This is a genomic window from Bacteroidota bacterium, from assembly GCA_019637975.1.
Taxonomy (GTDB): domain Bacteria; phylum Bacteroidota; class Ignavibacteria; order UBA10030; family UBA6906; genus CAADGV01.
In genome coordinates, this window is the sequence record JAHBUR010000028.1 from 25,976 (window position 1) to 50,688 (window position 24,713).

A 24,713-nucleotide genomic window follows, 5' to 3' on the forward strand; every position below is an offset into this window, starting at 1 on the left:
GATCGATTCTCCGAATCGTTCCCATGCAACCTGACCCCGAAGGGGTCAGATACTACAGGCAGGGGCGAAGCCCCTGCAAAAGATGATAAGGTGGATGCACTCACCCTGAAGGGGTGAGATACCAAACGCCGCACAAGACCATGCGCGGCGCAACAACATATCCAACCCCTTCAGGGTTGCGGATTGTTGTGTGGTGTTTGTTACCGGGGACTTCGTCCCCGGCTATAATATCCGACCCCGTCGGGGTCGGTGTAGAACAATTCGCCGAATCGTTCGCATTAGCATGACCCCAAAGGGGTCAGATATTACAGGCAGGGGCGAAGCCCCTGCAAAAGGTCACAAAGGTAATTCCTTCACCCTGAAGGGGTGAGATTGTCATGTCAATCCCATACATACCGCTCATCAAATTCCATCTCATATTCTCTCAACAATGCACGGTACTCATCTTGAAAAGTTGTTCGGCGATGATGTTCCTCTTGATTGCGTATGTAGTCAACAATGTGATTGATTTCTCCGCGACCGACAGAAAAAACGCCGTAGCCGTTTTGCCACGAGAACTTCCGCAACGTTGTTTTTTTCGTCTTTGCCCATTTGGATGATTGAACCTTGAGTTCCTGGATCAGGTTCGCAAGTGCCATTGTCCGGGAAAGTGAGCAGAGTAAGTGTACGTGATCGGCCACGCCTCCAATACACAGGACTGCGCAGCCACACGCTTTGGAAGTTCCTCCGAGGTATGCATGCAGTTCCGACCGAAAGTCCTTGTCGCCGAGGAACGGATATCGATCTTTCGTGGAAAACACGATGTGAACAAGTACATTGGCAAGCGATTGAGGCATGTCGAATCTCCAGTAGGTTCGTGTATCCAACCCCTTCAGGGTTGCAGATGGTTGTGTGGTGTTTGTTACCGGGGACTTCGTCCCCGGCTATAATATCTGACCCCGTTGGGGTCATATCGACCACATGTAGAACGATTCAATGAATCGTTCTGACCCCAAAGGGGTCAGATACTATAGGCAGGGGCGAAGCCCCTGCAAAAGATCACAAGATGGATCCCTTCACCCTGAAGGGGTGAGATACCAAACGCCCTTACAAAACCCCGCCCGGCACAACCCCTTTACGAAACTGCGCAACTTGCGCATCCGCGAACGGCTTCGAAAACAACGACGCCTCTTCCGCATACGCCCTGAACAAATGCAAAATGTAATGCATCCGCTGGCGTAAATCCGCCCAATCCCTCGCGCCGCAATCGCTGGTTCCCGCCGGACACGTCTCATACTCGCGAAGAAAACCGGCAAGAACCGGATGCGGCGTTCCGGCGAACACAGGCGGCACGGGCGCATCAAGATTCTTCCCGAGCGCCAACACAACATCCGGCAACCTCAACACCATCATCGCCTCGGTGACAATCTCGCGTGTAATCTTCACCGCGGCATTTCTAATCCGTGCCGCCAACCACCCGATTGCCGCGGCTGAAGGCTTACGGATCCACTCGTACCACCGCTCGGCACCCGGAATCAACTTGTGCAACACACGACCGCCAAGATCCTCCGCCGTCACCAACGGTGCATCGATTGCTTCGGCGATTTGCGGCTGCAAACGCGTCTGTTCGTGCAGCCCGATTTTCAGATTCGCCAGAAGCATCCACGCAGCCCGGGCGGCGGGATCGCTCTCGTACCTCTGCCAAGGTATTAGGCGAGGATCCATATGCTCCTCCTCCCTTGGAACGAACACGAGATCACTAGGGGAAAGCACTATTACCTTATGCTCAGGCAACGCATCCGCAAGCGGAGACCTATTGGCAAGTCGATTGATCGCATCAAGCAGGGGTAAAGTGAACATTTGCTTTCTTTCCGTTGTTCCAAGATGTTCATAGATGACGAAGTAAAGATTGCTACCCTTGTCGACTTCTACTAACCTGCCTTTGAACTCCTCTTTATTGCCTACTTCCTCATAGATTGTAACTTTCTTAATTGGTCTTCCTCCGTTCTTCTTTTCTAACATCTCAAGCCCTTCTCCTTGGAAAGCCTCCTCGGGTTTGTCCTTATGCGCTTTCAAATGTGCATGCAGTATTCTAGCGAGAAGAGACTTCTCTGCATATGGAATTTTGTCGATCTTGTCGTGCGTAAATGATTTGTCTATGGCAACTCTCTTAGCCGCGTATGCTACGAACTCTGCGACTCTCACAGTTACAATCGCCTTTCCTTTCGAGTTTGTGAGGGGTACTTTTTTCAGTGCTCGTTTAATTGCTTCGAGATCGGCACCATGTTGCTTAATAACTTCTTTGATTTGAATTCGAGCATCCTTGTCATAAACGTAAGAAGACGTTTTCGCATCGATTGTACCCACCGCTTTTTGGCGCAAAATTTCAAGCTCAATTGCTCGCAGGGGCTTGACCTCTCTTATCTGTTTTAAGTATATGATGCCCAGCGGCTCTTTGAACATTGATTTGCGGATTGCCAGCCATTTCGCTGTAGCATCTTGCGGAGGAGTCTGCTCCACAAGTTCCTTCACCCATTCTCCCTTGGGATTTTGTACCCACTTCAAATAGCGATTGTCGGGCCTTGTTACCAGCCTATTGTTTGACTTGACGGAGCAAACCACTTCGTTTAGTTTATCTTTTGCGTCCTTTGCAAAGGCAGGCCACGGCAAAGCAAAGCCGCTGATCTTACGCTTCACGAGCCTAAGCTTTATCTCTCTCAGTTCATTCTTGCTGTCAACGGCATTCAATGAATTTAAATATCGGATGTGCTCCCGTGTTGTGGTTGCCACGATCAATGCATCTAATGCGTGATGTCGGTGGTCAATACGTTTCTCGTTTAGTCGAGGATTTTCCGGCACATTGTAGTGAAACTTGTTTGCATCCTTTTCATCCCGGAAGATCAGTTTCTTTCCAGTGATTTTTTCCAATCTCTCAAACCGGGGCCTGAGTAGCTCTTTCCAAACTCGATTGAGTCCCCATTGCGCTCTGAGATCTCCGGTTATACTTCCAATTGTAAACACCAAGCCTTCCTTATCTCTTGCAATTGGATAAAGCAATTCGTTTAGCTTTCTACTGATATATCGGGTGTCGTTGATTTGGCGCGAGATGAATTCGTCAGGAACGTCCTCCCGCAGCAGGTTTGCTCGTTTCCTCCCTCGGAAAGTTTTTTTGCAGTGCTCAACATAGGCCTCTTCCTCCAAGATTGTATATTCGATGCCGCCTATTCTTAGTGTCTGCCCGCTGAATTGTCGGATGAAATGCCGGGCAAGTTTATTACCCTTGTATGGCTCGGGGTTAAGAGCGACCTCGCAGATCACAAGATTCTCAAAGGAGTCGTCCTTTAGCTTTGACTGCGGTATGATATGCTCTACCTGGTATTCATGCGTGAAAAGTTTGCTAATGGGAATGACTTTGCCGGTGTAAGGGGATATGCACTTCTGGCTCAACCATAACGCATATTTCCGAATCTCTCTTCCCGTTGGTGTTCTTTTTCTGTCGTCAGTCCGGAAGAACTCAAAGAGCTCCTTGCGTCTTTCATCATCAATATTGTTCTCGCCAAGGCTCTTCCAGATTCGGAACTTCTCAATATCAGCCGGTGATTCAGGGTTTGGGTCCACTTCAAAGTGCGACGTGACTTTTTGGTGATCCGAATATTCTTCAAAATCTCCGTTCATCAATTCATAGAGCAATTGCTTGATCCGTTGCTTCTCCGAGAAATTGGCACTGTTCCTCTCTGCGATTCTACTTCGTTCTTCTGCATTCTTCTTTAGGTCTCGGGCAAGCTCAATGTGAATTTCATCAGGTCGCCCGTACTGCTTCCAGACATCTTTGACCAACCGTAATGTTTCCCGGACAATCTGCTCGACAATGGGATTGCGCAAGCTATTGTGTGGGACGAGTTTCATGACATCTATTTGCTGATATCCGCCATTGTCTGAGTATTTCTCATTCGATTCTCGCTCGGAGTGTCTTCCATAGACAACGTAACATGCCATCCAAACCGGCAGGCCTTGAAATTGCTCTCGCTCTCGAAATTGCCTCTTTTCAATAAACTCTCCGGTTTTCTTATCGATTTCAAAGTCCCATCCGTTGCTTCGAATATCTTCTATCCGTTCCCGCGTCTGCGCTGGAATAGCTTCCCAACTCCATTTGGCGCCACAGCGCATAACGGTCAACAATTTATTGATTGCCTTGGATGATAGCGCAGCATATTTCTTTGGCAGTTCAGGAAGTTTTGCCAAGTCATCGATGACTGCCGGGGGCAAGTTGAAATCATGTTTTGGATTTCCGAGAGCTGACCTTATGCCCTTGTCCGAGATCTCCTTTTTTGACGAGCTTATTGAGTAGATGATATGCCATAACTTGTAGAATTTGATCTTATCGGCAAGTAGTTTACTTCCTTCCTCGTCAAAGCCATGTTTTTTGAACACTCGTCTGAACTGTTGCTTTGTTTCATTTCCCTTGAGTGCTTTTCGGTAGGGCGTAATGAGATTGATCGTATGTGTTTCTTCTGAAAGTGCCTTCTCATGTCGACATTCATTTAACTTCTTGAAAATGTCACTTTGGTCGATTTCAGAAGAGGAGTCAAATAGATCAAAGAGAACCCCTTTGGTGCTTTCATCAATGAAGTCCTTTGTAACATCCACATCAAACTGCGGTCGGCCGTCTACGAGTCTTTCTTTCTGGATTATGCGCAGGTTGTGGATGTCTTGCCAAATGCGGAACTCTTGAAACTCAGGGCTTGAAATAGGGGCCACCTTGACCCGTGACTTCCGTTCATTGCCGGCTTTCTTGTATGTGTGATACTCGAATTGACATCCGCCTACAAGTTTCTTCTGTGATCTCAACTCGCGCTGATAATAGATAATGTCATTAGCAAAAACATGAAAGAGATCATGGGACAGTATGTCCTTCAGCTTCTCCTTTTTCTCTCGTGTTTGAGTCGGATACAGTACTTGGGCGATTTGGTAGAGCTTGGATTTGTCCTTGAGTTCCGGCAAAAAAGCCTCTGCTTGTTTGTCCCATATGGCCTTAAGTTCCTTTTCATATTTTTCTCTTCGAACTGCAGTTTGCCGTATGCGATAATTCTTATCCTCAACCAGTTTGCCCAAGAAAAACTCCCCCGGGTGTTTCTGTTCGGCATCAATCTGGTTATCTAACGCAACCATTGCAAGTTCCCAATCACCTTCTTGTGGTGTTTGCGGCTTAAGTTGGGTTAGCTTGCCCTTCTTGTCTACCTTTTGGGTGACGACAAGCTTGAATTCTTTGCCTTCCCACTCGGGCTTCTTTTTTCTCTTTTCAACCCAAGGTTCTAGTCTAGGGTCAGAGGCAGTTATTGTAAATGAGAAATTGCCTTTGCTGTCTGTCTCTTTGCCATCCTGCTTGACGGATTTGATTTTGCTTATTGAAACAAACTTGGTTTCGAGCGCTTCACCTTTCCCCTCGGCATATTCTGGTGAATGACCGGCCTTGATCCTCTCATGGACCTTTATGAACTCATCATAGCTTAGTACAGTTGTCTCGCGGAGATCCTTTCTACTGCTTTTGAATCCACGCCTCTGGTTCATCATGTACAGTATTCGGGCAAGTTCTTTCAGCGTAATCTTCTTTGAAAGCGCTTTCTTGCGAAGATAGTATACGATCCAATCGGGCGAAATCGGTAGTGTGCCATCTTTCTTTCTCTTGATCCCAAACTCACTTAGTGCTTCATCAATTGTGGTTTCGTCGAAGGGCAGATAGTTATTAATATGGAACTTATAGTTGGGGTCTTCTTCCATTCTCTGCTTAAAGTCCTCAGGAAAGTCATCCGGTACCCATCCTAAGACCTTGAAGACTTCTATGAGTCTTGCTCGTCGAAGGGTGTAGCGATGTTTCAGTCGGCGGGCGCTCCGGGCTTTTGTTCTTGCCGCCGCTTTGGTCACTACCATTCCGCCGCATTCGAACTTTTGCAGCATTTCTCCATCCACAGGGATAATTCTGCTGCCCAGCCATTCGATCTTTCCTTCCTTTCCATACTGGTCGAGTGAACCAATCTTTACCAAAGCGCCACCAATGGAATTTGTTCCCAAGTCGAGGCCCAAGACAGTTTTCATTTTTTCTCCTTGCATTTATGAAGGGACAACACTATCTTTCCTCCGAAGCAAACTACAATAAGGATTATTCCGTAGCGAAGCTTCGGCTTCAACAGGTTCGCCCTCGTCCTTTAACGGGGGCATTTTTGTTTTCTGGTGCCCCGGTTCTTCCGGGGCTTTTTGTTTCTATCCGTTATGCAAACATCGACAGACCGCCCCTGACGCAGTTGTCTTGGTCCAATTAAGTGGGGAGTAATATTTCTCGCGTCCCGGTGCCTTGCACTGCCCATAGGCAAGTTCAACAATCAGTGTTCAAGTACACCCCGCATAGGACACAGCGGGGCAACGTAATCAAGTATAAATATATACGCCCCCTCACTCCGCCCTGTGTGCATGTTCCTGGTCATGCAAACCGTGAGGGGACAGATAACGTCTGCCCTGTCCGTAGTAAGTGTAGCAAATGCGATTGGTATTTGCAAGCGGAATTATGGAGAGTCAAGCATCAGCCGTTTCCGGCCTGTGGCGTTAACCCTTTTTGCTGTTTTGATCTATGTCGTCGAAATCGTCGGGAGTGAGGGTGGGGACGATCTATCGAAGCGTTTGGATTTCGGCAGACAGCCGATTTACACTCGGCCGAAATCCACGGCCGTGCGTGGGAGATGGATTGGCGTGTCATCCGTTCCGACGAAGTCGGAACGAGATCTCGTTCCCAAAGGGAACGGACGATTTCGACATACATTTTGCCGCAACAATCAAAATAGGATTGAGCGGCATCCCGCTTTGCCGGACTTTCGTCCATTTTTCGCTTTCCAGAATCTCGCTTCAGGCGAATCCTGAGAGCGGACTTTTCTAAAGAAATGGACAACAAGAAGCCCAGCAACATCAATCGCTGAAATCGCCTTTCACCTTGGGCGTCACGGACCACTCCGTGACGCTACTATGTTGACCCTTTCTTTAGGAAAGAAAGGGTCGAAAGAAACGTGCATTGAAATCGTAACGCACGGCTCAGAGAAGTCAGGCTCTGGATGAAGACGATTTCAGTTTGAGAAGCAACTGAAATCGTAAGCACGGTTGTTTCCGGCGCGCATGCCGACGATTTCAATGCGAGGTTCAACGAAGCTCCGCACGACAATCATTGACCATGTGTCGTCGAAATCGTCGGCTCTGCGGGAAGGGGAATCAATCGGAGGGTTTAAGTTTCGGCACCCGGGATTCATCACCGCCGAAACTTACGGCCTGTGCGGTGGCGATTGTCCGAAGGACCCCCTTCGGGGATTCCGAAAGGGTATCCGTTCCGACGTAGTCGGAACGAGATCTCGTTCCCAAAGGGAACGGACGATTTAGACAAGTTCTCTCCCGCATCAATTCAAATTCTGATTGAGCGGGATCCCGCTTCGGCGGATTTGGTACTTTCTCTTCCAAGGAGAAAGTACATCGGGCCGTGACATCCGTGTGCAAATCCGCGTTAACACACCCCGTCACGCCTCCGCCAAACAGACGGCGGACAGGTCGGCGTGACACCCCTCTCAAGAGGGGAGTATGTGTTCAGCGCAGAAAAAGAATCACTGATTGACGCACTCCCCTCTGTGCGTTAGCTCGCGCGTAAGCGAGAGGGGAGACGGAGGGGTGTGTTATCATGCGATCACAGAAAAAGAAAACCACGCCTGCGATCTACAATACTGTGTCGTCGAAATCGTCGGGGCCGTGAGCGTGGGGACGATCCATCGAAGCGTTTGGATTTCGGCAGACAGCCGATTTACACTCGGCCGAAATCCACGGGCCGTGCGTGGGAGATGGATCGGGGGCTTACGATTTCGACAGGGTTTTGCCGCAACAATCCAAAACAGAATTGTGCGGCATCCCGCTCTGCGGGACTTTGGTTACTTTTTCCGCTTTTTGAATCCGCATTGAGCGGAATCCAAAGAGCGGGGCTTCGCCCACAAAGAAAGTAACACACAACCCTGCCGTGACACCCCTCCCTTTCACTCACTTCACTCTGTGCAAATCCGAACAATCCGTGTCATCAGCGTTCGATATCACCCGGGTTCCAGAATCCGGCCCTGCGAACTGTAGAGCGAGTCTCCGACTCGCTCATTGTAGAGCCAAACTGGAGTTTGGCTCTACAAGTTTCTCTCGCGTGTGTGAACCAATCTGTGCAAATCCGAACAATCCGTGTCATCTGCGTTCTATCTTCTCACCCGAACTGCTCAGCCACCCTGTTTTGCCGCGGCCAGCGCCTTCAACCGCTTCATCTCTTCACCCACAATCGTGTTGAAAACCGATTTCCCTTCGGTACGAGCCTGCTCCTCGTATGCGGCGCGGAGCTGCGGATTGCGTATCGCCTGCTTGGCGTACTGTACCGCTGCGCGAAATTGGTCAACTGACTCTTTTTGTTCAACACTCAGCTTGCGCTTGCTGAAATCAGGGCATTTGGATAGATACACCTTGCCGTTTCTCCGCTTATACACCCATCCGCCCGACTTGCCGCTAAGTCCTTGAAACATCGCATGTAGCTGAACCGTTGCCATATCTTCGCTCCTTTATACGTGGCTCTGATCTTCTCCGCTTCTGCTCCGCATCTCCTCCGCTTCCGGGTTATAGCTGAACCATTGCAGAATTTGTGCCAGTACGTGGGCGGCAGCGCCTCTATATTTTGTGAGAATCAGGACAATCCGTCTCATCTGTGTTCCATTTCCTTGTTCTCACCTGGGAACATCGCACCGGCCAAAAAGAAACGGCCCTCTCTGAATAGAAAGGGCCGCAATCCGTAATCCGAAATCGCCAATCCGGAATCTACACCAATCCCTGATCCAGACAGTTGAGGCCATACTGTTCTGGCTCATCTCAAGGCCGGAGGTTGCCACGCCGCCTTCATTGGATGCTTTGCCGGGCCTAAGAGGTTGTTACTCCTTTATCTCGATCACTCTTGTTTCAATTCTTGACCCACCCTCTGCCGTAATCTCACGAGTACTGATCGAGTACAACACCCATCCCGAAGGACCGTGAATTTGTGTGGCAGTCCGATCTTCGATGCTCACCGGCGGAATAGACTCCCGCGTGGGGGGCGTTAATCCTGACGTCTCTGCAGCCTTCTTCAAGAACTCGTACGAAGCATTCGTTGCCTGGTCCGAGTCAACCGTCATCCAGACCCGGAGTATCGCCTCTTCATACTCCTCGTCTATCTCCTCCAATAATACCGTCATTTCGGCGTCGAACGGTTCGCCTCCGAATATGTTGGGCAATTGCGTCTTGCCGGAGTATTCAAGGTCGAGTTTGTACCTGCCGCCGTGAAACGTGTAGAATTGCTGTATTTCCTTGATGGCCGCGGATTCTATCGCCTCCTTTGACGAGAACATTGCGACCATATTTGCTATGAGCTCTCCTCCATTCGGGACGGGAGGGAGATCGGAGGTAATGAGCTGAACACTTCTGTGCATGAAGTCTCGAACCTCTTGCCAATTCGCCACCTCGAGAAATCCTCCGAATTCGTCGGTGCGGATCACGACCTTCATATTCTCCGACGCGGAGGCGAGTTTCTTGAGCAGTTGATTGTTGCCTTCCACGGAAAAATTCTTGTACAGCCACTCGATTGTATAAGAACTCGCCGTCGAATCTGCTACGGTGATTTCAACGTCGTATGACGACTGATCGCGGGAGGTGGTATCCCCGCTTTGTATCCTGAATGTTTGCTCTGTGATGGAGTATGTCTCCTTGTCTCCCCTGTTCCAGTATCCGATGACCTGCACAGTTGAATCGGCTCGATTGATTTGTGCGTGACCGGTTAGCGTGAGGAGAGATGCAAGAATGATGGCGCTGCCTGTTCTCATTGGTATTCTGCCGATTGGTTGTGAGTTCCTCGGAAACCTGTGGCCGTTACTTTGCTTTCTGACGTTCCCGGCATGCAACAGACGGTGGGTTTACATTGCGTGTCCTTTCGAGTCGGGAGATGTGTGGAAGAGTGTTTTCGTCTCACGCACGGGAGAAACGAAAAAGGACGAGGGGTCTGCCTCGTCCTTTTGTTGTTTGTTGCTACACCAATCCCTGATCCATCATGGAATTTGCCACTTTCAGGAATCCGGCGATGTTGGCACCGTTCACGTAGTTGCCGGGTGTGCCGTACTGTGCCGCAGTTTCCACGCACATGTTGTGAATGCTGCTCATGATTTCGTGAAGCCGTCTGTCCACTTCCTCGGCGGGCCAGTTGAGCCGCATGCTGTTCTGACTCATCTCCAGTCCGGAGGTTGCCACGCCGCCTGCATTGGACGCTTTGCCGGGTGAGTAGAGGATCTTCGCCTCTTCGAACACTTTCACTCCTGCAAGTGTCGTCGGCATATTGGCGCCTTCACACACGCAGATGCAGCCGTTCTTTACGAGTTCGCGGGCATCGTTTTCGTCGAGTTCGTTTTGCGTAGCGCAGGGCATTGCCACATCAACAGCGATGCTCCATGGCCGCTTGCCAGCATGGAACGGCACCTTGAACTTATCGGCATAGGGCTTCACCGCGTCCATTGCGCTGGCGCGGAGTTCCAGCATGTAGTCGATCTTCTCACCCTTCACACCGTTTTCATCGTAGATGAAGCCGTCGGGACCGGAGAGTGTAACCACTTTGCCGCCGAGTTGAGTCACCTTCTTTGCTGCGCCCCAGGCGACGTTGCCGAATCCTGAGATTGCAACCCGCTTTCCATCGAACGCCATCCCTTTCGTCTTCAACATTTCTTCGGCGAAGTATGTTGCGCCGAATCCGGTTGCCTCCGGTCGGACAAGCGAGCCTCCCCAGTTCAGTCCCTTTCCGGTAAGAACTCCGCCGAACTCGCGGGTCAAACGTTTGTACTGCCCGAAGAGGAATCCGATCTCCCGTCCGCCAACGCCTATGTCGCCTGCAGGTACGTCAACATCCGGCCCGATATGGCGGAAGAGTTCGGTCATGAAGCTCTGGCAGAACCGCATCACTTCGCTGTCGCTTTTGCCTTTAGGGTCGAAATCCGAACCGCCTTTTCCTCCGCCCATCGGCAGTGAGGTAAGGCTGTTCTTGAACACCTGCTCGAACGCAAGAAACTTCAGGATGCCGAGCGTGACGGAGGGGTGGAAGCGCAGCCCGCCTTTATACGGCCCGATGGCGCTGTTCATTTGAATGCGGAAGCCCCGGTTAATGTGAAACTCCCCCTGATCGTCCTGCCAGGGAACACGGAACATCACCACGCGTTCGGGTTCCACCATGCGTTCCAGGATTCTGGCCGACCGGTACTCGGGATGCCGGTTCAGCACCAACTCCAGCGATTCTGCCACTTCCTGAACAGCCTGATGGAACTCGGGTTCAGCGGGATTTTTCGCCTTTACTTGTGCGATGAGATTCTTTACATAGTCTGACATGCTTTGCCTCTTGATTGAATAATGTTTGGAATTGTGAAGCGAATTCGCGCAGTTCGCAATGCGGTAAGAACGGAGTGTAAAAATAGCCTGATTAAAAGTAGGAAAGTCCGGCTGCATTTGCAAGATGACAAAAAGGTGTTGAAATCGGGCCAAAACCGGAGGAGCAGCGGCAGTTTGCGGACTTGACTTCGGACATGGAGAATCCTATCTTACCCACCCAAACGGATACGATGTCTCTTCGTATCGACGCATATTACGTTCCCTTCCGGGGAATTCATCGCTTTCGAAATCGCTGTATCCGAACCGGCTGTCTTTCACAAACCAACCACAAGGAGGAGTCAGATGAAAAGCTACGCAAATCCCCAGATGCTCGTCTCAACGGAATGGGTCGCCGAACATATGCGAGATCCGAATCTCGTCATCGCCGAAGTCGACGTCGATACGGCTGCGTACAGCGAAGGGCACATTTCCGGTGCCGTGGGCTGGAACTGGCAAACACAACTCTGCGACACGGTGCAGCGCGACATCATCAGCAGAACTGCGCTCGAGGAACTCCTCGGTTCTTCAGGAATTTCCAATGACACAACCGTGATTCTGTACGGCGACAACAACAACTGGTTTGCGGCGTGGGCATTGTGGCAGTTGAAGATGTACGGGCACAAGGATGTTCGTATCATGAACGGGGGAAGAAAGAAATGGCTGGCCGAAGGACGTGAACTGGCGAAGGACGTGCCGTCGCCGAAGCGTGCGGCGTACAAAGTTGCGGGCTTCCACGAAAAATACCGTGCGATGATGAATCAGGTGCAGAAAGCGATGGAAATGAAGAACGTCGTGCTTGTCGATGTCCGCTCGAATGATGAGTTCACGGGAAAGATTCTCTCGCCCCCCGGTCTGCCGGAAACATGCCAGCGCGGCGGGCATATTCCGGGCGCGAAGAACATTCCGTGGGCACAGGCCTGCAACGACGACGGCACATTCAAGAGTGCCGACGAACTTGAAGCTCTGTACAGCAGCAAAGGCGTTACGCGTGAGAAGCCCGTCATTGCCTACTGTCGCATCGGCGAGAGATCAAGTCATACGTGGTTTGTGTTGAACGAACTGTTAGGCTATCCCAACGTCTCCAACTACGACGGCTCGTGGACGGAATGGGGAAATCTCGTCGGGGCGCCTGTTGAGAAGGGAGCGTAAGAACGTGAAAGCAGAAGAGTTCGCAACCGAAAAGCAACTACTCAACGGGATCGATCTTGAACTGACAACATACAGAATCGGCGATGAGTATTACTGTCACGTTTCGAACCTGAATCCCGGCGCCACGATTGCGCGTGCCGGAGGAAAAAGCCGAGACGAGGCCGTCCATCTTGCGCTTGAAAGGGTAAAGCAGCGGCTGTAATCGAACGCACGGAAACCGTGAAAGAGGCGGGGACTCTCCCCGCCTTTTTTGTGCCAATGGATTAAGAAGAATTAAGTGTAACTTAATTCGGCTACAGGGGATTTCGTGTATCTTTTTTACGCCTCAGGTAACTATCCCCTTACAACAATACAGGAGAAACCCCGATGAGAATCATTTCCGCTATGCTGGTTGCATTGTTCGTTCTAACCTTTATCGGTTGCGGACCGACGGAAGAGCAGAAGAAGATGGTTGCAGATCTCACAACTGAAGTAACGACCATGGTGAATGATGCGACATCATCGCTCGGAAACCTCGACAACGTGGCCGGCGAAATTACAACAGCCATTTCCGGTGCGCAGGAACTCTCAACACAATTCCCCAAGGAAGCAGGCACAATTACCGACGCGGTTACAAAATTGACTGCCGCAAAAGACCGGCTGACCGGCGTGAAGGATAATGTGAGCGCCTGGATCCAGAACTACAAGACGCCCGATCTTGCTACCATGAAGTTTGATGAGGTTATTTCCAAGCTCAAGACAAGCAAGGATGAGTTGACGACGGCCACCTCGGAGATTCAGGGCGCCCTCGGAGCGGCACAAACGGCGTTGGGCGATTACAAGGGTATCGCCGACGGATTGTTAGCAAAAGCAAGGCCCAGAGGTAAGTAAACTGAACCGTTGAACGTGCAGAGGAAGTAAAGCGATTCCCTCTCCCCGTAACAGGGGGGAGGGTTTTTTATTGGGGGATTGAAGCTTGTTTCGCTATTCCGTTTCTTGTAGTACCAACCCGACTACCACACAACGAATCCAACATGTTCAGTGCATGGCGTACAGCCTTTCGCAATCCCGCTTTCCGGCTGCAATTCATGATTTCCGTGATTCTGCTTGTTGTCATGCTGAACGCATTCACGCGCTTTCTTGAATGGGTGGAGTTGCGTGACGGAGCCGTGTTGCCCGACCCGCTTCTGGAAATGATACCACCGAGGGATTTTACGTGGGTAACGTTCGGGATAATTTATGCCGGACTTCTGCTTGCTATCGTCTATCTCGCGAACAGCCCCGAACGCCTTCTGCTTGCGGTTCAGGCGTACATGCTGATGTTGGCTGTGAGGGCGTTCATGATGTACCTGACTCCTCTGAACCCGTCGCCGGGCCTGATTGTCTTGCGGGACCCTCTCGTGGAATTTGCAGGTGACGGCAATGCCCCCACGAAAGATCTCTTCTTCTCGGGACACACGTCAACGATGTTTCTGCTTTCGCTGGTTATTTCCCGCAAATGGGTGAGACGTGTCTATCTTCTCTTCACGATTGTTGTTGCGGTGTGTGTGGTGTGGCAGCACGTTCATTACGTGATCGACGTGCTGGTGGCGCCGTTTGTTGCGTTTGTCTGCTACCGGATGGCGCGCCAGTTTCAACAGAAGACTCTCGGCGAACCGGCTTCTTGATTTACGGCAGACTATGTTGTGCTTCTGCGGAGCGTATTCGGCAATTCGTCGGAATCGTCCTGCTTGCGGGAAACTCCCTCGCGCTTCAAGAGTTCGCCGCATTGCCGGATTGCGTCGATCAGTCCTTCGGCGGGTTTTCCCGAGCGGATTCCCTGTACAATCGTCTTCACAATTCCATCCCATTCTTCCTGCTTCACGTTGGCATTGATCCCCGAGTCACCAAGGATCACGACTTCGTGCTCAAGCAGGCTGAGGAAAATCAATATGCCGGTACGGTCGCGGGTGTTGAACACCTCCTCGGTCAGGAACGCCCCGGCAGCCCGTTGTCGCGCACGCCGGTCCATCTCCTCTCTTCCTGCAAACAATCTTCTGACCGGCTCTGAAAAGCGCGCAAGCAAAGCCCCGATGGCTCCGGCTCCGAGCGTCACGAAGGCAATGTGCATCATCTCAAACGGCTGCCACGACGCCGAGAAGTTGTGAAAGAGAACGAATACCGTCAACGCGCAGGCCCCCACAGCGGCTCCGGCGCGCCACATCGCTTCGTCGTACGTGTCGCTCATGTGGACAACATAGGGCACGATCTCGCCCGAGGTTTCCTGCTCGGCGGATTTCACCGCCTCTTCGATTCGCTTCAAATCTTCCGCGGAAAAGTACTTTTCAAAGCTGGCCGGCATAGGTTTCCTTTGTTAGATGATAGTCAGATACTCAGACTCTTCCTTTCAAGACAAACAGGAGTTGTCCTTCGGGTGCCTGGAGAATGGCTCCTTCTGTTGTTCCGGACGCATCCTTCAGCTCGCGGAGGTTCCGGAATGAATCATACTTGAGGAGTTGAACTCTCTCATATACATCTGTAGCGTAGTAGGTCAACGCCGGGGTTGTGAACGACGATGTTTGATGAAAGCCAACCGTCATCACGCCATCGGCCATGATGGCCCACGGGTACGGCTTCTCTCCGCGGTTGAGAAGCGTGAAATCAAATTGTTCCCAGAAGTCAACACTTGAGCCGAGATTCTCCGTGTTTATACTGAGTTCGCCAAACGTTCCCAGTCTGCAGCGCAGATCCCCGTCAGGTTTCGGCATCTCCGCATCATTGTGATGCATCAGCATAATCAGAAACTCGCTCGGATCGGCGATCGTACTCTGCACGCGGTGGCCATCCTTGCTTGTCTGCTGCCCCGGCCTGATTCCGAGGCGCATGAGTTCAAGAACCTTGTCCTGCATGTGGTTCGAGAAATAATGCAGGGCAGGAGACACAAACGAGAATTGGTACAAATGAATGTTTACAGACCCGTCTGTGAACAGCGCCCACGGATGCGGTTCGTTGTTCCCGTACAGAATTTTGAAACCCAGCAGCTCATAGAAGCGCGATGATTCCTGCAAGTCGGTGACGGAAATCGAAATATGAGCGTAGTTGCCAAGCTTGATTGTGTGCATTCTGAAACTTACCTCTTTTGAGCGACAAACGCGATCCAGGGGCTCAAGTGCGGCATTTTGCGCAACCCCATCTGCTCTTCCAAACGCGCAAGTTGCGGTATGAGGAAGAAGTCACTCTTGCGCTGGAACGGGAGCCAGCACATGCCTTCTTCATGTATGACGGAAAGACCCCGATGCTCCATTTGATTTTTCCAATCGGTATACGCATTTGTATAGAGATAACGTTTGTCGAAAGTCGCGTTTCGCTCACGGTCGATTGTATGAATGATTTTGGCGGCGACAGAGCGGATCGAGTTTTTGTTTTGTGCAACTCCGATGACTACACCTCCGGGACGCAGTATGCGGGTTGCCTCCGGCAGGAACCATCCCGAGTTGATTACGGGAAATACTTCGATACACAACATCAACCCGACGGTTTCCGGCGCACAGGGCAGCGTTGTAGACTCGGGCGAAACGTGAATACACGTTGCCGAAGGTACCCGTTGCCTGCACAGAGCGAGAGCATGTTCATCAACGTCAGTACAAATTACTTTCCAGCCATACTCAACCAGTTGCCTTGTCCAATAACCCCCTTCTGTCCCGATTTCGAGAGCCACAGAAGGGCTTTGAGCAGCCCGCAACGCTTTGTGAAAGGCGTTCTCTTCGATCGCATGAATATACTGTCCCCATTTGGTATTGTGTCTCACGTTCTCCCAAAACGTGAGAGGGTTTGCGGGTTCCATGCGTTCAGTGCCGGAGGTGTTGAACATGTTTTGATTTATGAAAGAACATCGGAGTAGCTTGCAATCGCGGATTCGTACTCCTTTGCCACCTCTCCGGTTTCACGGTTGGTGACTGTCAAAGCAAATTCCAGCGATCGGAGTTTGCCGGCACACGCGACAGCTTTTGCATATCGTTCGGTTACTGAAAGCTGCTTTTGCAACCCGGTCGTCACCGTTGCGACACCTGTGCACAGGGCGATGAAGCCGCAGGTCAGCTTCCATGCCGGTGCCCCCTGCCCGATAATCGGGCCTATCGAGGCAACAGTGGCGGCGATGACCGTGCTCAGCGCACCTGCGACAATTCCCGTTGTCGAGTACCGGGAATTCTTCTTTTTGAGACCGGCGGATTGCGTTTCTGCTGTACGAATGCCTTCGCGAATGCGTTCGAGAAGTGCCGAGCGAGGGTCGGGGGAGTGTTCCATGACTCTGCCTCCAAGCTGGTTGTACATGAATGCTATGTAATCTGCGAGATCTCTGTCAGAAGGTGCCTCCGGTTCCAATAGCTCCGGAAAAACACGGAACTTGACAGCAGCAGTGTTCCGCCCATCGCAAAGTAGGGGAGAACGAGGTACTGACCGGGCAACGAACTGCGGAGCACAATGCCAAGCAGGATCATCACGCCGATAATTCCATACCCGCGCCAGGCAGAAAATGCAAACATGCATGCTCGTTCAGGCAGGCGGGAGATTCTCTCGACGTTTCGATGTGCAATTCGTCTGAACATGAACCGGCTTGACACAATTGCCACTATCGCGCCCGTTGCCACCAGCAGTGCTGCAGTAGCACCGGGCAACGGCGCAAGCCAATCTGCAGCCCGGATGCAGAGAAACATGCCAGCCGCCGCCCATACAACGCCTGCAAGCAACAGAAGCCGGGAACTGTGCACAGCCGGATCGTACTTGTAAAGAACAGCTTTCAAACTCACCTGCCGTATACCTCGTCGTAATCCTGAATCGCGGCGCTGACAACTTTCAGAGCGTGGGAGCAATCGTAGATGCGTTCGATCGAGACTTCCGAAGACTCCCCCGGCATTGATTTGTACGTGGCGAAGTAATGACGCAACCGTTGAACCACAACAGATGGTACATCGGCGATATCCCGTGTTGCATCCCACACGCTGTCGTTGGCCAGAACAGCAATGATCTTGTCGTCCGCTTCACCGTGGTCAATCATGTGAATCCCGCCGATAACGCGGGCGTTAAGAATTACTTCCGAACGGTTGATCGGTCGCTCGCTCAACACACAAATATCGAGCGGGTCCCCGTCGCCTCTGTCGGCAACTCCCGACAAGTCCTTTACGCGGCTTGCGCAATACGTTCTCGGGATGAATCCGTACAGGGAAGGCGGCAACGAGGATGTTCGCTGCGGCCTGTCCACCCGAAGATAGCCCGTAGTTTTGTCGACCTCATACTTCATCAGGTCAAAGGGAGTTATTTCAATGAACGCATGAATGATGTGCGGCGGTTCCGGTCCGAGCTCAAGTCCGTGCCAGGGATGCGGCCGCCACCGGTAAAACGGGCTGGGAAAACCCATACGGGATGACTACCCTCTTGTGAACAACGCTGTGAAATTGTTACAAATTTGGTGAAATTGTGTTGCATCTGCAAGGAGTTCTTTTGAGCGAAGTTGCTTCACCTATATTCTCATATTCAACAGGATATCGCACCGGAAAAGGCTCTGTCTTGCTAATCAGCAATTCCGTTTAGATATTGAAACTGTTTGCAATAGGATTTCAGACGAATTACTGATTACGGCAGCCCTCGACAATGAATGTTCCCGTTCCCTCAATCCACCCGACCCGCGCAATCATCAACCTTGCCGCACTGCGACACAATCTTCATCGCGTCAAAACCTACGTCGGGCCAATGACGAAAATCATGGCTGTTGTGAAATCGCATGCCTACGGCCACGGCGTGCGGACCATCTCGCATGAAGTCGTACGTGGAGGCGTGCACTATCTTGGCGTTGCTCGTGTGGAGGAAGGTTTGGAACTCCGGCAGGATGGCGTTGATACGCCGATTCTTGTCTTCGAAATAGCGCCCGAGGGACAGTGTGAATGGGCGATTTCCGCCGACCTCGAACTAAGTATCAGCTCGCTTGAGCAGGCGCGGTGGCTTGCTTCTCTCGCTCAACGGATGGGCCAGACGCTTCGCGTTCATGCCAAAGTTGATACAGGCATGAGCCGGCTCGGGCTTTCGCACGAAGCAGCCCCGGAGTATATTGAGCAGATGGCGCGTTTGCGAAGGCTCGAGCTTGCAGGCGTGTACAGCCATTTTGCAACGGCAGAGGACGATGATCAGAGTTTTGCCCTCCGGCAATTGCATTGCTTCAATCGTGTACTTGAAGAACTCGACCGGCGCCGCATTACGGTTCCGCTGCGGCACATGGCAAACAGCGCTGCAACTATTACGCTGCCCGATTCTCATTTTGATATGGTCAGACCGGGGATTATGCTCTACGGATACGGCCCAACGAAAGAACTGGCATCCGAGGCTCAGTTGAAGCCCGTCATGTCGTTGTTCTCCCGCATCACGCTGATGAAGAAAGTCCCGGCCGGAACGGCTATTTCGTACGGACGGCGTTTTACGACACAACAAGAAACCTGGATTGCAACCGTGCCCGCGGGTTACGGTGATGGCTATTCGCGCATGCTGACCAACAAAGCCGAGGTTCTCATCCGCGGAAAGCGCTATCCCGTTGTCGGAACAATCTGCATGGATCATTGCATGATTGATGTCGGTACTTCGGGCGAAGTCCGGCTTGGCGACGAGGTGACCCTGTTGGGCGGAACGGGAGACGAATGGATCAGCGCGTGGTCGATTGCAGAACAACTCGGCACTATTCCTTACGAGGTAACCTGTATGGTCAGCGCCCGTGTTCCCCGCACGGTGCTTTCTTGATACTCAGGCTCGCTTTGATTACCATAGTACGCTCCCATCAAGTAAAATCCCTGTGAGTTGAACCCGTGGTTGTTCTTGGAATAGAAACATCATGCGATGAAACATCGGCAGCTGTGCTTGAGAATGGTGTCGTGAAATCCAACGTCATCTCTTCGCAGTTTGTGCATGCAAAGTACGGGGGCGTGGTTCCCGAACTCGCGTCACGTGCCCACCAACGGATGATTATTGACGTGGTGGAAGAGGCGTTGCAACGAGCCGGAATCTCGAAGGATCAACTCTCCGGAGTTGCCGCGACGCAAGGTCCGGGGCTTGTCGGAGCGTTGTTGGTGGGGCTGAATTTCGCCAAAGCAACGGCTTACGGACTGAACATTCCCTTCGTCGGTGTCAACCATATGGAAGGGCATTTGTACTCGGTGTTTCTCGAGGGGAGGGTTCCTTCGTATCCGTTCGTCTCGCTTATTGTTTCGGGGGGGCATTCGATGCTGGTGCATGTACGCGAGCCCTTTCAGCATGCGATTCTCGGACAGACACGCGATGATGCCGCAGGCGAAGCATTTGATAAGGTTGCGAAAATGTTAGGGCTTGGCTACCCGGGGGGACCTGTGATCGACAAACGAGCAGTGCCCGGCAATCCCTCAGCCATCAAATTTCCCCGGACGTTTCTCGAAGAAGGCTCGTTTGATTTCAGCTTCAGCGGCGTGAAGACTGCCGTCCTTTACTATTTGAAGAAGAACAATCTTCTCGACACTACAACTTCCATCAGTGCAGCGTTGATGGCCGACATTTGCGCAAGTTTTCAGGATGCAGTTGTTGATGTGCTTGTTGGTAAAACATTGTTCGCCGCCGATGAAATGAATGTCAAAGATATAGCGATTGCAGGCGGCGTTTCGGCAAACTCACGACTGCGAAAGAGAATGTCGGAAGAATGTGAACGGAAAGGCTGTCGCCTCTTCTACCCCAAACTCGAATACTGCATGGACAACGGCGCTATGATAGGGTATGTTGGTTGGATGAAACTTGTGCGAGGTGAGACGTCGCCGTATGAACTCTCTGCAGTCGCAAACCTGGAACTTGCCTGATGCACGAATTCCTCGAACGCTACAAATACATCCTGCTTGCGGCGGTGGTGATAGCAGGGGCAGTCTTCTCGTATCTCTTCGGTTCGCATGCATACGAAACAAACAAGCAATCCGGTTTTCCGCTGGATGATCCGTGGATTCACCTGCAATTTGCGAAGAATCTGTACGAGTACGGCAGCTTCTCATACTACAAGAATGAAATGGTTACCGCCGGCTCAACATCGCCGCTCTATACCATCCTTCTTGCCATCGGCTTCTTCTTCACCTCAAACGAAATGATGTTGAGCTACGTGCTCGGCGTGGGGTTTCTCGTGCTCGCCGCGTTCTTCATATTCAAAATCGTTTCAGAGCTTCATTCGAAGGACTCGTCCTCCGGCTCTATTCTGTTGGGATTAGGCGCTTCATTGTTGCTTCTGCTTGAGCCTCGCATGCAGTGGGCTGCGCTTTCAGGAATGGAGACGACGCTGTTTATGTGTGTATTGCTTGCCACTCTGTACTTCTATCATGCGAGGCAAGCAATTGCGTTTGGCGTTGCAGCGGGATTACTGGTGTGGACGCGCCCGGAAGCGGTTATACTCTTCGCGGCCATAGCGCTTGATGTGATCTACCATTCACTGTGGGTCTTATCACGAAAAACCAAAAGGAAATCCGACAAAACTGTACCGCCATCTTCTGCCTGGCTCAAAACGCCTCTTGGTATTGCGGCGCTGTTCTCTGTTATTTATGCCGGATTCAATCTGTACCTGTCCGGTTCAGTCTTCCCCAATACATTTGCGGCCAAGCTGAAATATTATGGCGCAGGCACTTCCGCCAACTTCCCGACACACGTATTCCATTTTCTTGTTGACGGGCAGATGATGCTGATTGCGGTGTTTGCCGGAATCGGCATTGCAGTGGTGTTGTTTCGGGCTTTCAAGCGTGAGCAGCAGTCTCATCTTACCGTCCTGCTGTTTTCATTCGGGTTGTTTCTCGCATACTGGTTGAAGCTTCCTTATTTGTATCAAGAGGGGAGATATATGATGCCGCTCGTACCGTTTGTGTTGATGCTCGGCGTGTTCGGATTGCAGACTGCAACGGCAGCGAGAAAGGGGCTGTTCAAGTCGATCCGCCCCTCAAGGGTTCTCGCTTTTCATACAATATTTTTCCTGGTCATAGGAACTCAGTTTGCCAACGCGTCGTTGGAGAAACGAAACGACTATGCCGGAATGTGTCTCTACATCAACGACCGGCAAGTACAAACGGCCAAATGGTTGCGCGACAACACGCCGGAAGATGCAATTATCGGCACGCACGATATCGGGGCCATTGCGTACTACTCGGAACGCAAGATTGCCGATATGGTTGGACTTGTGTCGCCGGAGATGATCGAACGGATTGGCAGCCTGAACAAACTCCACCAGTTTCTTGTCGAGAAGAATGTTTCCCATATCGCCGTGCTGCGCAACTGGTTCGAGATTGCGAATCAACAACCGCAGTTTCAGACGGACGAACGTGATCCGGAAATCATGGAAGTATTTCTCTTCGACAGGCAACAGACTCATTTTACGCCTCAGGAAGCAAGCCGAATGATCGCCGTAGCGGGCCAATATCTGTACCAGAATCAGTTCAACGCTGCAATGGATCTCCTCGGTCGTGCGCTCTCTGTTGATCCGCGGAACTCCAAGGCACATCATTTCCTCGGCATTGCCCTTATGATGTCGGGAAGATTCGACGAAGCAACGCGTGAATTTGACACCGCCCTGCGAATATATCCGGAGTATCTGGATGCGAGAATCGGTTTGGCGCAGGTTGCAGCCAGCCGCGGGGACTCCTCAAGCGCAATCATCCAACTTGAAACCATCATGAACGAGCATCCTGAATATCCGAAAGTCTATCAGGCGCTCGCTGACGTGTACGCAAAATTCCGTCTCGACAACGGGAAGGAGCGTCTGTACGTTCAGCGCTATCAGGAGCTTATGAATTCGAAGCAGAAATCAACCGGAGGGGGAAAGTAGTTCGTGTCAAAGATCGTCAAGATTGTTGCAGCCTTCGTTGCTGTGCTTGTTCTTGCTGCTGCCGCACATCTGTACAATATCTTCTACGGTGAAAACACGTTTGCCGGACTTGAAAAGAGAAACATGTACGTGATGAAAGGGCAGACGTGGGACCAGGTTGTTGATTCGTTGGAATCCCAAGGTATCATACGCAACAGGGAATGGTTCGATTTTGTCGTCAGAGTCTTGAACAAGGGGAAGCAGACGCATGTCGGCAAGTACGAGTTTACAAGCGGGATGTCGAATGTTGAACTGTACAACGCGATGCGGACGGGAAGCGGCATTGTTCCGATATCAGTCACGCTGCGGGAAGGCCGCCGCGCAATTGTGTTTGCCCGGGCGTTTCACAGGATGTTGGGGTCTGACACCGTTCGCTTCATGAACCTTGTGCAGGATGCGGCGTTTGCGCGTTCCCTTGGTGTCGATGCAAGTACGCTCGAAGGCTACCTCTCGCCAAATACGTATCGCTTCAACTGGCAGGCTGATGAAGAGGATATCATCAAGCGACTTGTACAGCAGACGCTCAGCGTGTTCAATGACTCTCTTCTTGAGCGATCTCGCGAACTCAGAATGTCTGTTCACCAGGTTCTTACGCTTGCATCAATCATCGAGGGGGAGGCATTTCTTGACGAAGAGCGGGCCACGATATCCGGCGTCTATCACAACAGGCTGCGCAAAGGGATGAAACTTGAGGCAGATCCAACGATTCAGTTCATTATTCCGGACGGGCCGCGTCGATTGTTGTACAGGGATTTGCAAGTGAGAAATCCTTACAACACATACCTGAACTACGGATTGCCCCCCGGACCAATCAGCAATCCACGAAGGGCTTCCATTGTTGCCGCCTTGTTTCCTGAGAGTCATGACTATCTTTTTTTTGTGTCCAACGGACGAGGCGGACATTGGTTTGCTAAAAATTATGCGGACCATTTGAGTTATGTGAGGAGGTTCAGAAGGGAGAGGGCCGAGCAGTTGCGTAATCAGCAATCGGGATAAAAAAGGGGTGTTCCGGCAATCACTCTCACGTCACCACCCACCATCAACGACGTCTCCACATCACCGATTCCGGAACACCCAAATGCAACTTGAAATTGCTATATTTCAGATGTCTCAACAACTATAACCCCATCCGTTCTGAAAGAGTTCCGCCAACAAGAAGAATGGTCAAAAAATTTCTCTTCTCCATTGTTTTCGTATCCTTGGCGATATTGTTGGCTTGCTGCGCAGGACAAGTTCCTCCTGGTGGAGGGCCGCCGGATACAACCCCGCCGACTGTTATGTTCACCGATCCCGACACGAACTCTGTCAATGTTCAAACAAACAGAATAGTTCTCGAATTCAGCGAATATGTTGACCGGCGTTCGGTAGAGGAATCGATTTTCATATCACCCTATCTCGGTCAGCTTGAATTTGATTGGAGCGGGAGAGAGGTTGAGATATCTTTCACGGAACAACTGAAACGTAATACAACCTACGTCGTGAATCTCGGAACTGACATCGTCGATATTCGGGCTCGCAACCGCATGGAAGGAGGATTTACTCTCGCTTTTTCAACAGGTGAGACGATCGATCAAGGCATGATACAAGGGAGAGTATTCGATGATAAGCCGGAAGGCATCATGATGTTCGCCTACGCGCTCGGAGATATTGATCCCGACACACTTGATCCGAGCACAACGAAACCGGATTATATCATGCAGACAGGAACGAACGGGCGCTTCACCTTCTCGAACATCCGCTTTGATGCATACCGGGTTTTTGCGGTTAGGGACGAGTATCGAAATCTCATCTACGACAAACAAATCGATCAGTTTGGAGTGACAACGGGCGATGTAACGCTGAATGATACCAACCCGCGTGCGTCGGATCTCTGGTTCCGGCTTTCGGCGGAAGACACGGCCAAGCCGTTTCTGACGCGTGTTGTTCCTCAGACACAAACCCTTTTACAGGTTCGATTCAGCGAACCGTTGGATACCGCCTCGTTTACCCGATCAACAATGATATTGCAGGATACGCTGACGTTGCAGCCGGTGGATATCCTCCTACGGTCACTCGACCGTTCCGATTCAACCACGGCGTTGGTGATTACGTCCGTGCCGCTCGACAGCGGGCGTGCATACCGACTGTCCGTCAGGAACGTGAAAGACAGGGTAGGTAATGAGATTGATACGGTGAATGCGAGCTTTGATTTTCTCGGCGTGAGCACGCCGGATACGCTTGCACCGCATTTGCAGGTTGTCGGGCTGCGTGA

General features: G+C 51.4%; 21 protein-coding genes and 1 pseudogene. 9 read left to right on the plus strand and 13 right to left on the minus strand.

Features of this window, described 5'->3' with window-relative positions; genetic code table 11:
* Positions 1-380 precede the first annotated feature (380 nt).
* From tnpA to gdhA, 7 genes and pseudogenes are all read right to left on the minus strand, one after another.
* Entirely contained in the window at positions 381-836 is a 456-nt protein-coding gene (gene tnpA / locus KF749_14250; GenBank protein MBX2992309.1) for an IS200/IS605 family transposase, read from the minus strand.
* A 250-nt stretch (positions 837-1,086) separates the two neighbouring features.
* The gene (locus KF749_14255) at positions 1,087-6,072 is read right to left on the minus strand and encodes a hypothetical protein (GenBank protein MBX2992310.1); all 4,986 of its coding nucleotides are present in this window, start codon (positions 6,070-6,072) and stop codon (positions 1,087-1,089) included.
* 2,186 nt (positions 6,073-8,258) lie between these two features.
* Positions 8,259-8,579: a hypothetical protein gene (locus KF749_14260; protein MBX2992311.1), complete on the minus strand. Its 321-nt coding sequence runs from the start codon at positions 8,577-8,579 to the stop codon at positions 8,259-8,261.
* Positions 8,580-8,591: 12 nt separating this feature from the next.
* Entirely contained in the window at positions 8,592-8,732 is a 141-nt protein-coding gene (locus KF749_14265; GenBank protein ID MBX2992312.1) for a hypothetical protein, read from the minus strand.
* A gap of 120 nt (positions 8,733-8,852) precedes the next feature.
* Positions 8,853-8,942 (minus strand): annotated as a pseudogene (locus KF749_14270) (hypothetical protein).
* 12 nt (positions 8,943-8,954) lie between these two features.
* Positions 8,955-9,878, minus strand: a complete 924-nt coding sequence (locus KF749_14275) for a hypothetical protein (protein ID MBX2992313.1) — start codon at positions 9,876-9,878, stop codon at positions 8,955-8,957.
* 202 nt (positions 9,879-10,080) lie between these two features.
* Complete coding sequence (gene gdhA, locus KF749_14280) at positions 10,081-11,421, minus strand: NADP-specific glutamate dehydrogenase (protein ID MBX2992314.1); 1,341 nt, start codon at positions 11,419-11,421, stop codon at positions 10,081-10,083.
* Positions 11,422-11,763: 342 nt separating this feature from the next.
* Between gdhA and KF749_14285 the strand changes: the two genes are divergently transcribed.
* The 4 genes from KF749_14285 to KF749_14300 all read left to right on the plus strand — a co-directional run bounded on the left by KF749_14285 (position 11,764) and on the right by KF749_14300 (position 14,255).
* Positions 11,764-12,609, plus strand: a complete 846-nt coding sequence (locus tag KF749_14285; protein ID MBX2992315.1) for a sulfurtransferase — start codon at positions 11,764-11,766, stop codon at positions 12,607-12,609.
* Positions 12,610-12,613: 4 nt separating this feature from the next.
* Positions 12,614-12,811 (plus strand): hypothetical protein, encoded by a 198-nt coding sequence (locus tag KF749_14290; protein MBX2992316.1) that lies wholly within the window; start codon positions 12,614-12,616, stop codon positions 12,809-12,811.
* A 164-nt stretch (positions 12,812-12,975) separates the two neighbouring features.
* Positions 12,976-13,479: a hypothetical protein gene (locus KF749_14295; GenBank protein MBX2992317.1), complete on the plus strand. Its 504-nt coding sequence runs from the start codon at positions 12,976-12,978 to the stop codon at positions 13,477-13,479.
* A gap of 143 nt (positions 13,480-13,622) precedes the next feature.
* Positions 13,623-14,255 (plus strand): phosphatase PAP2 family protein, encoded by a 633-nt coding sequence (locus KF749_14300; GenBank protein MBX2992318.1) that lies wholly within the window; start codon positions 13,623-13,625, stop codon positions 14,253-14,255.
* Positions 14,256-14,266: 11 nt separating this feature from the next.
* Here KF749_14300 and KF749_14305 read toward each other — a convergent pair whose 3' ends face one another.
* The 6 genes from KF749_14305 to KF749_14330 all read right to left on the minus strand — a co-directional run bounded on the left by KF749_14305 (position 14,267) and on the right by KF749_14330 (position 17,983).
* The gene (locus KF749_14305) at positions 14,267-14,929 is read right to left on the minus strand and encodes a hypothetical protein (protein ID MBX2992319.1); all 663 of its coding nucleotides are present in this window, start codon (positions 14,927-14,929) and stop codon (positions 14,267-14,269) included.
* 31 nt (positions 14,930-14,960) lie between these two features.
* On the minus strand, positions 14,961-15,689 hold the full coding sequence (locus KF749_14310; GenBank protein ID MBX2992320.1) for a VOC family protein: 729 nt from the start codon (positions 15,687-15,689) through the stop codon (positions 14,961-14,963).
* An 8-nt stretch (positions 15,690-15,697) separates the two neighbouring features.
* A complete protein-coding gene (locus KF749_14315) occupies positions 15,698-16,375 on the minus strand; it encodes a class I SAM-dependent methyltransferase (GenBank protein MBX2992321.1) in 678 nt (225 codons plus the stop codon).
* 71 nt (positions 16,376-16,446) lie between these two features.
* Positions 16,447-16,872 (minus strand): hypothetical protein, encoded by a 426-nt coding sequence (locus KF749_14320; GenBank protein MBX2992322.1) that lies wholly within the window; start codon positions 16,870-16,872, stop codon positions 16,447-16,449.
* A gap of 32 nt (positions 16,873-16,904) precedes the next feature.
* Complete coding sequence (locus tag KF749_14325) at positions 16,905-17,369, minus strand: hypothetical protein (protein ID MBX2992323.1); 465 nt, start codon at positions 17,367-17,369, stop codon at positions 16,905-16,907.
* A 2-nt stretch (positions 17,370-17,371) separates the two neighbouring features.
* Positions 17,372-17,983: an inorganic pyrophosphatase gene (locus KF749_14330; GenBank protein ID MBX2992324.1), complete on the minus strand. Its 612-nt coding sequence runs from the start codon at positions 17,981-17,983 to the stop codon at positions 17,372-17,374.
* 233 nt (positions 17,984-18,216) lie between these two features.
* On the opposite strand from KF749_14330, the gene alr reads away from it, so the two are divergent.
* From alr to KF749_14355, 5 genes are all read left to right on the plus strand, one after another.
* Positions 18,217-19,350: an alanine racemase gene (gene alr, locus KF749_14335; GenBank protein ID MBX2992325.1), complete on the plus strand. Its 1,134-nt coding sequence runs from the start codon at positions 18,217-18,219 to the stop codon at positions 19,348-19,350.
* Positions 19,351-19,415: 65 nt separating this feature from the next.
* Positions 19,416-20,429, plus strand: coding sequence for a tRNA (adenosine(37)-N6)-threonylcarbamoyltransferase complex transferase subunit TsaD (gene tsaD / locus KF749_14340; protein MBX2992326.1), 1,014 nt, complete (start codon positions 19,416-19,418; stop codon positions 20,427-20,429).
* Positions 20,429-22,423 carry a tetratricopeptide repeat protein gene (locus KF749_14345; GenBank protein ID MBX2992327.1) on the plus strand — a complete coding sequence of 665 codons (1,995 nt, stop codon included), beginning with the start codon at positions 20,429-20,431 and terminating at the stop codon, positions 22,421-22,423. The genes tsaD and KF749_14345 overlap by 1 nt, the downstream gene beginning before the upstream one ends.
* Before the next feature lie 3 nt (positions 22,424-22,426).
* Entirely contained in the window at positions 22,427-23,458 is a 1,032-nt protein-coding gene (gene mltG / locus KF749_14350; protein MBX2992328.1) for an endolytic transglycosylase MltG, read from the plus strand.
* 164 nt (positions 23,459-23,622) lie between these two features.
* Positions 23,623-24,713 (plus strand): Ig-like domain-containing protein (locus KF749_14355; protein ID MBX2992329.1); only part of this gene is annotated, 1,091 nt, incomplete at its 3' end.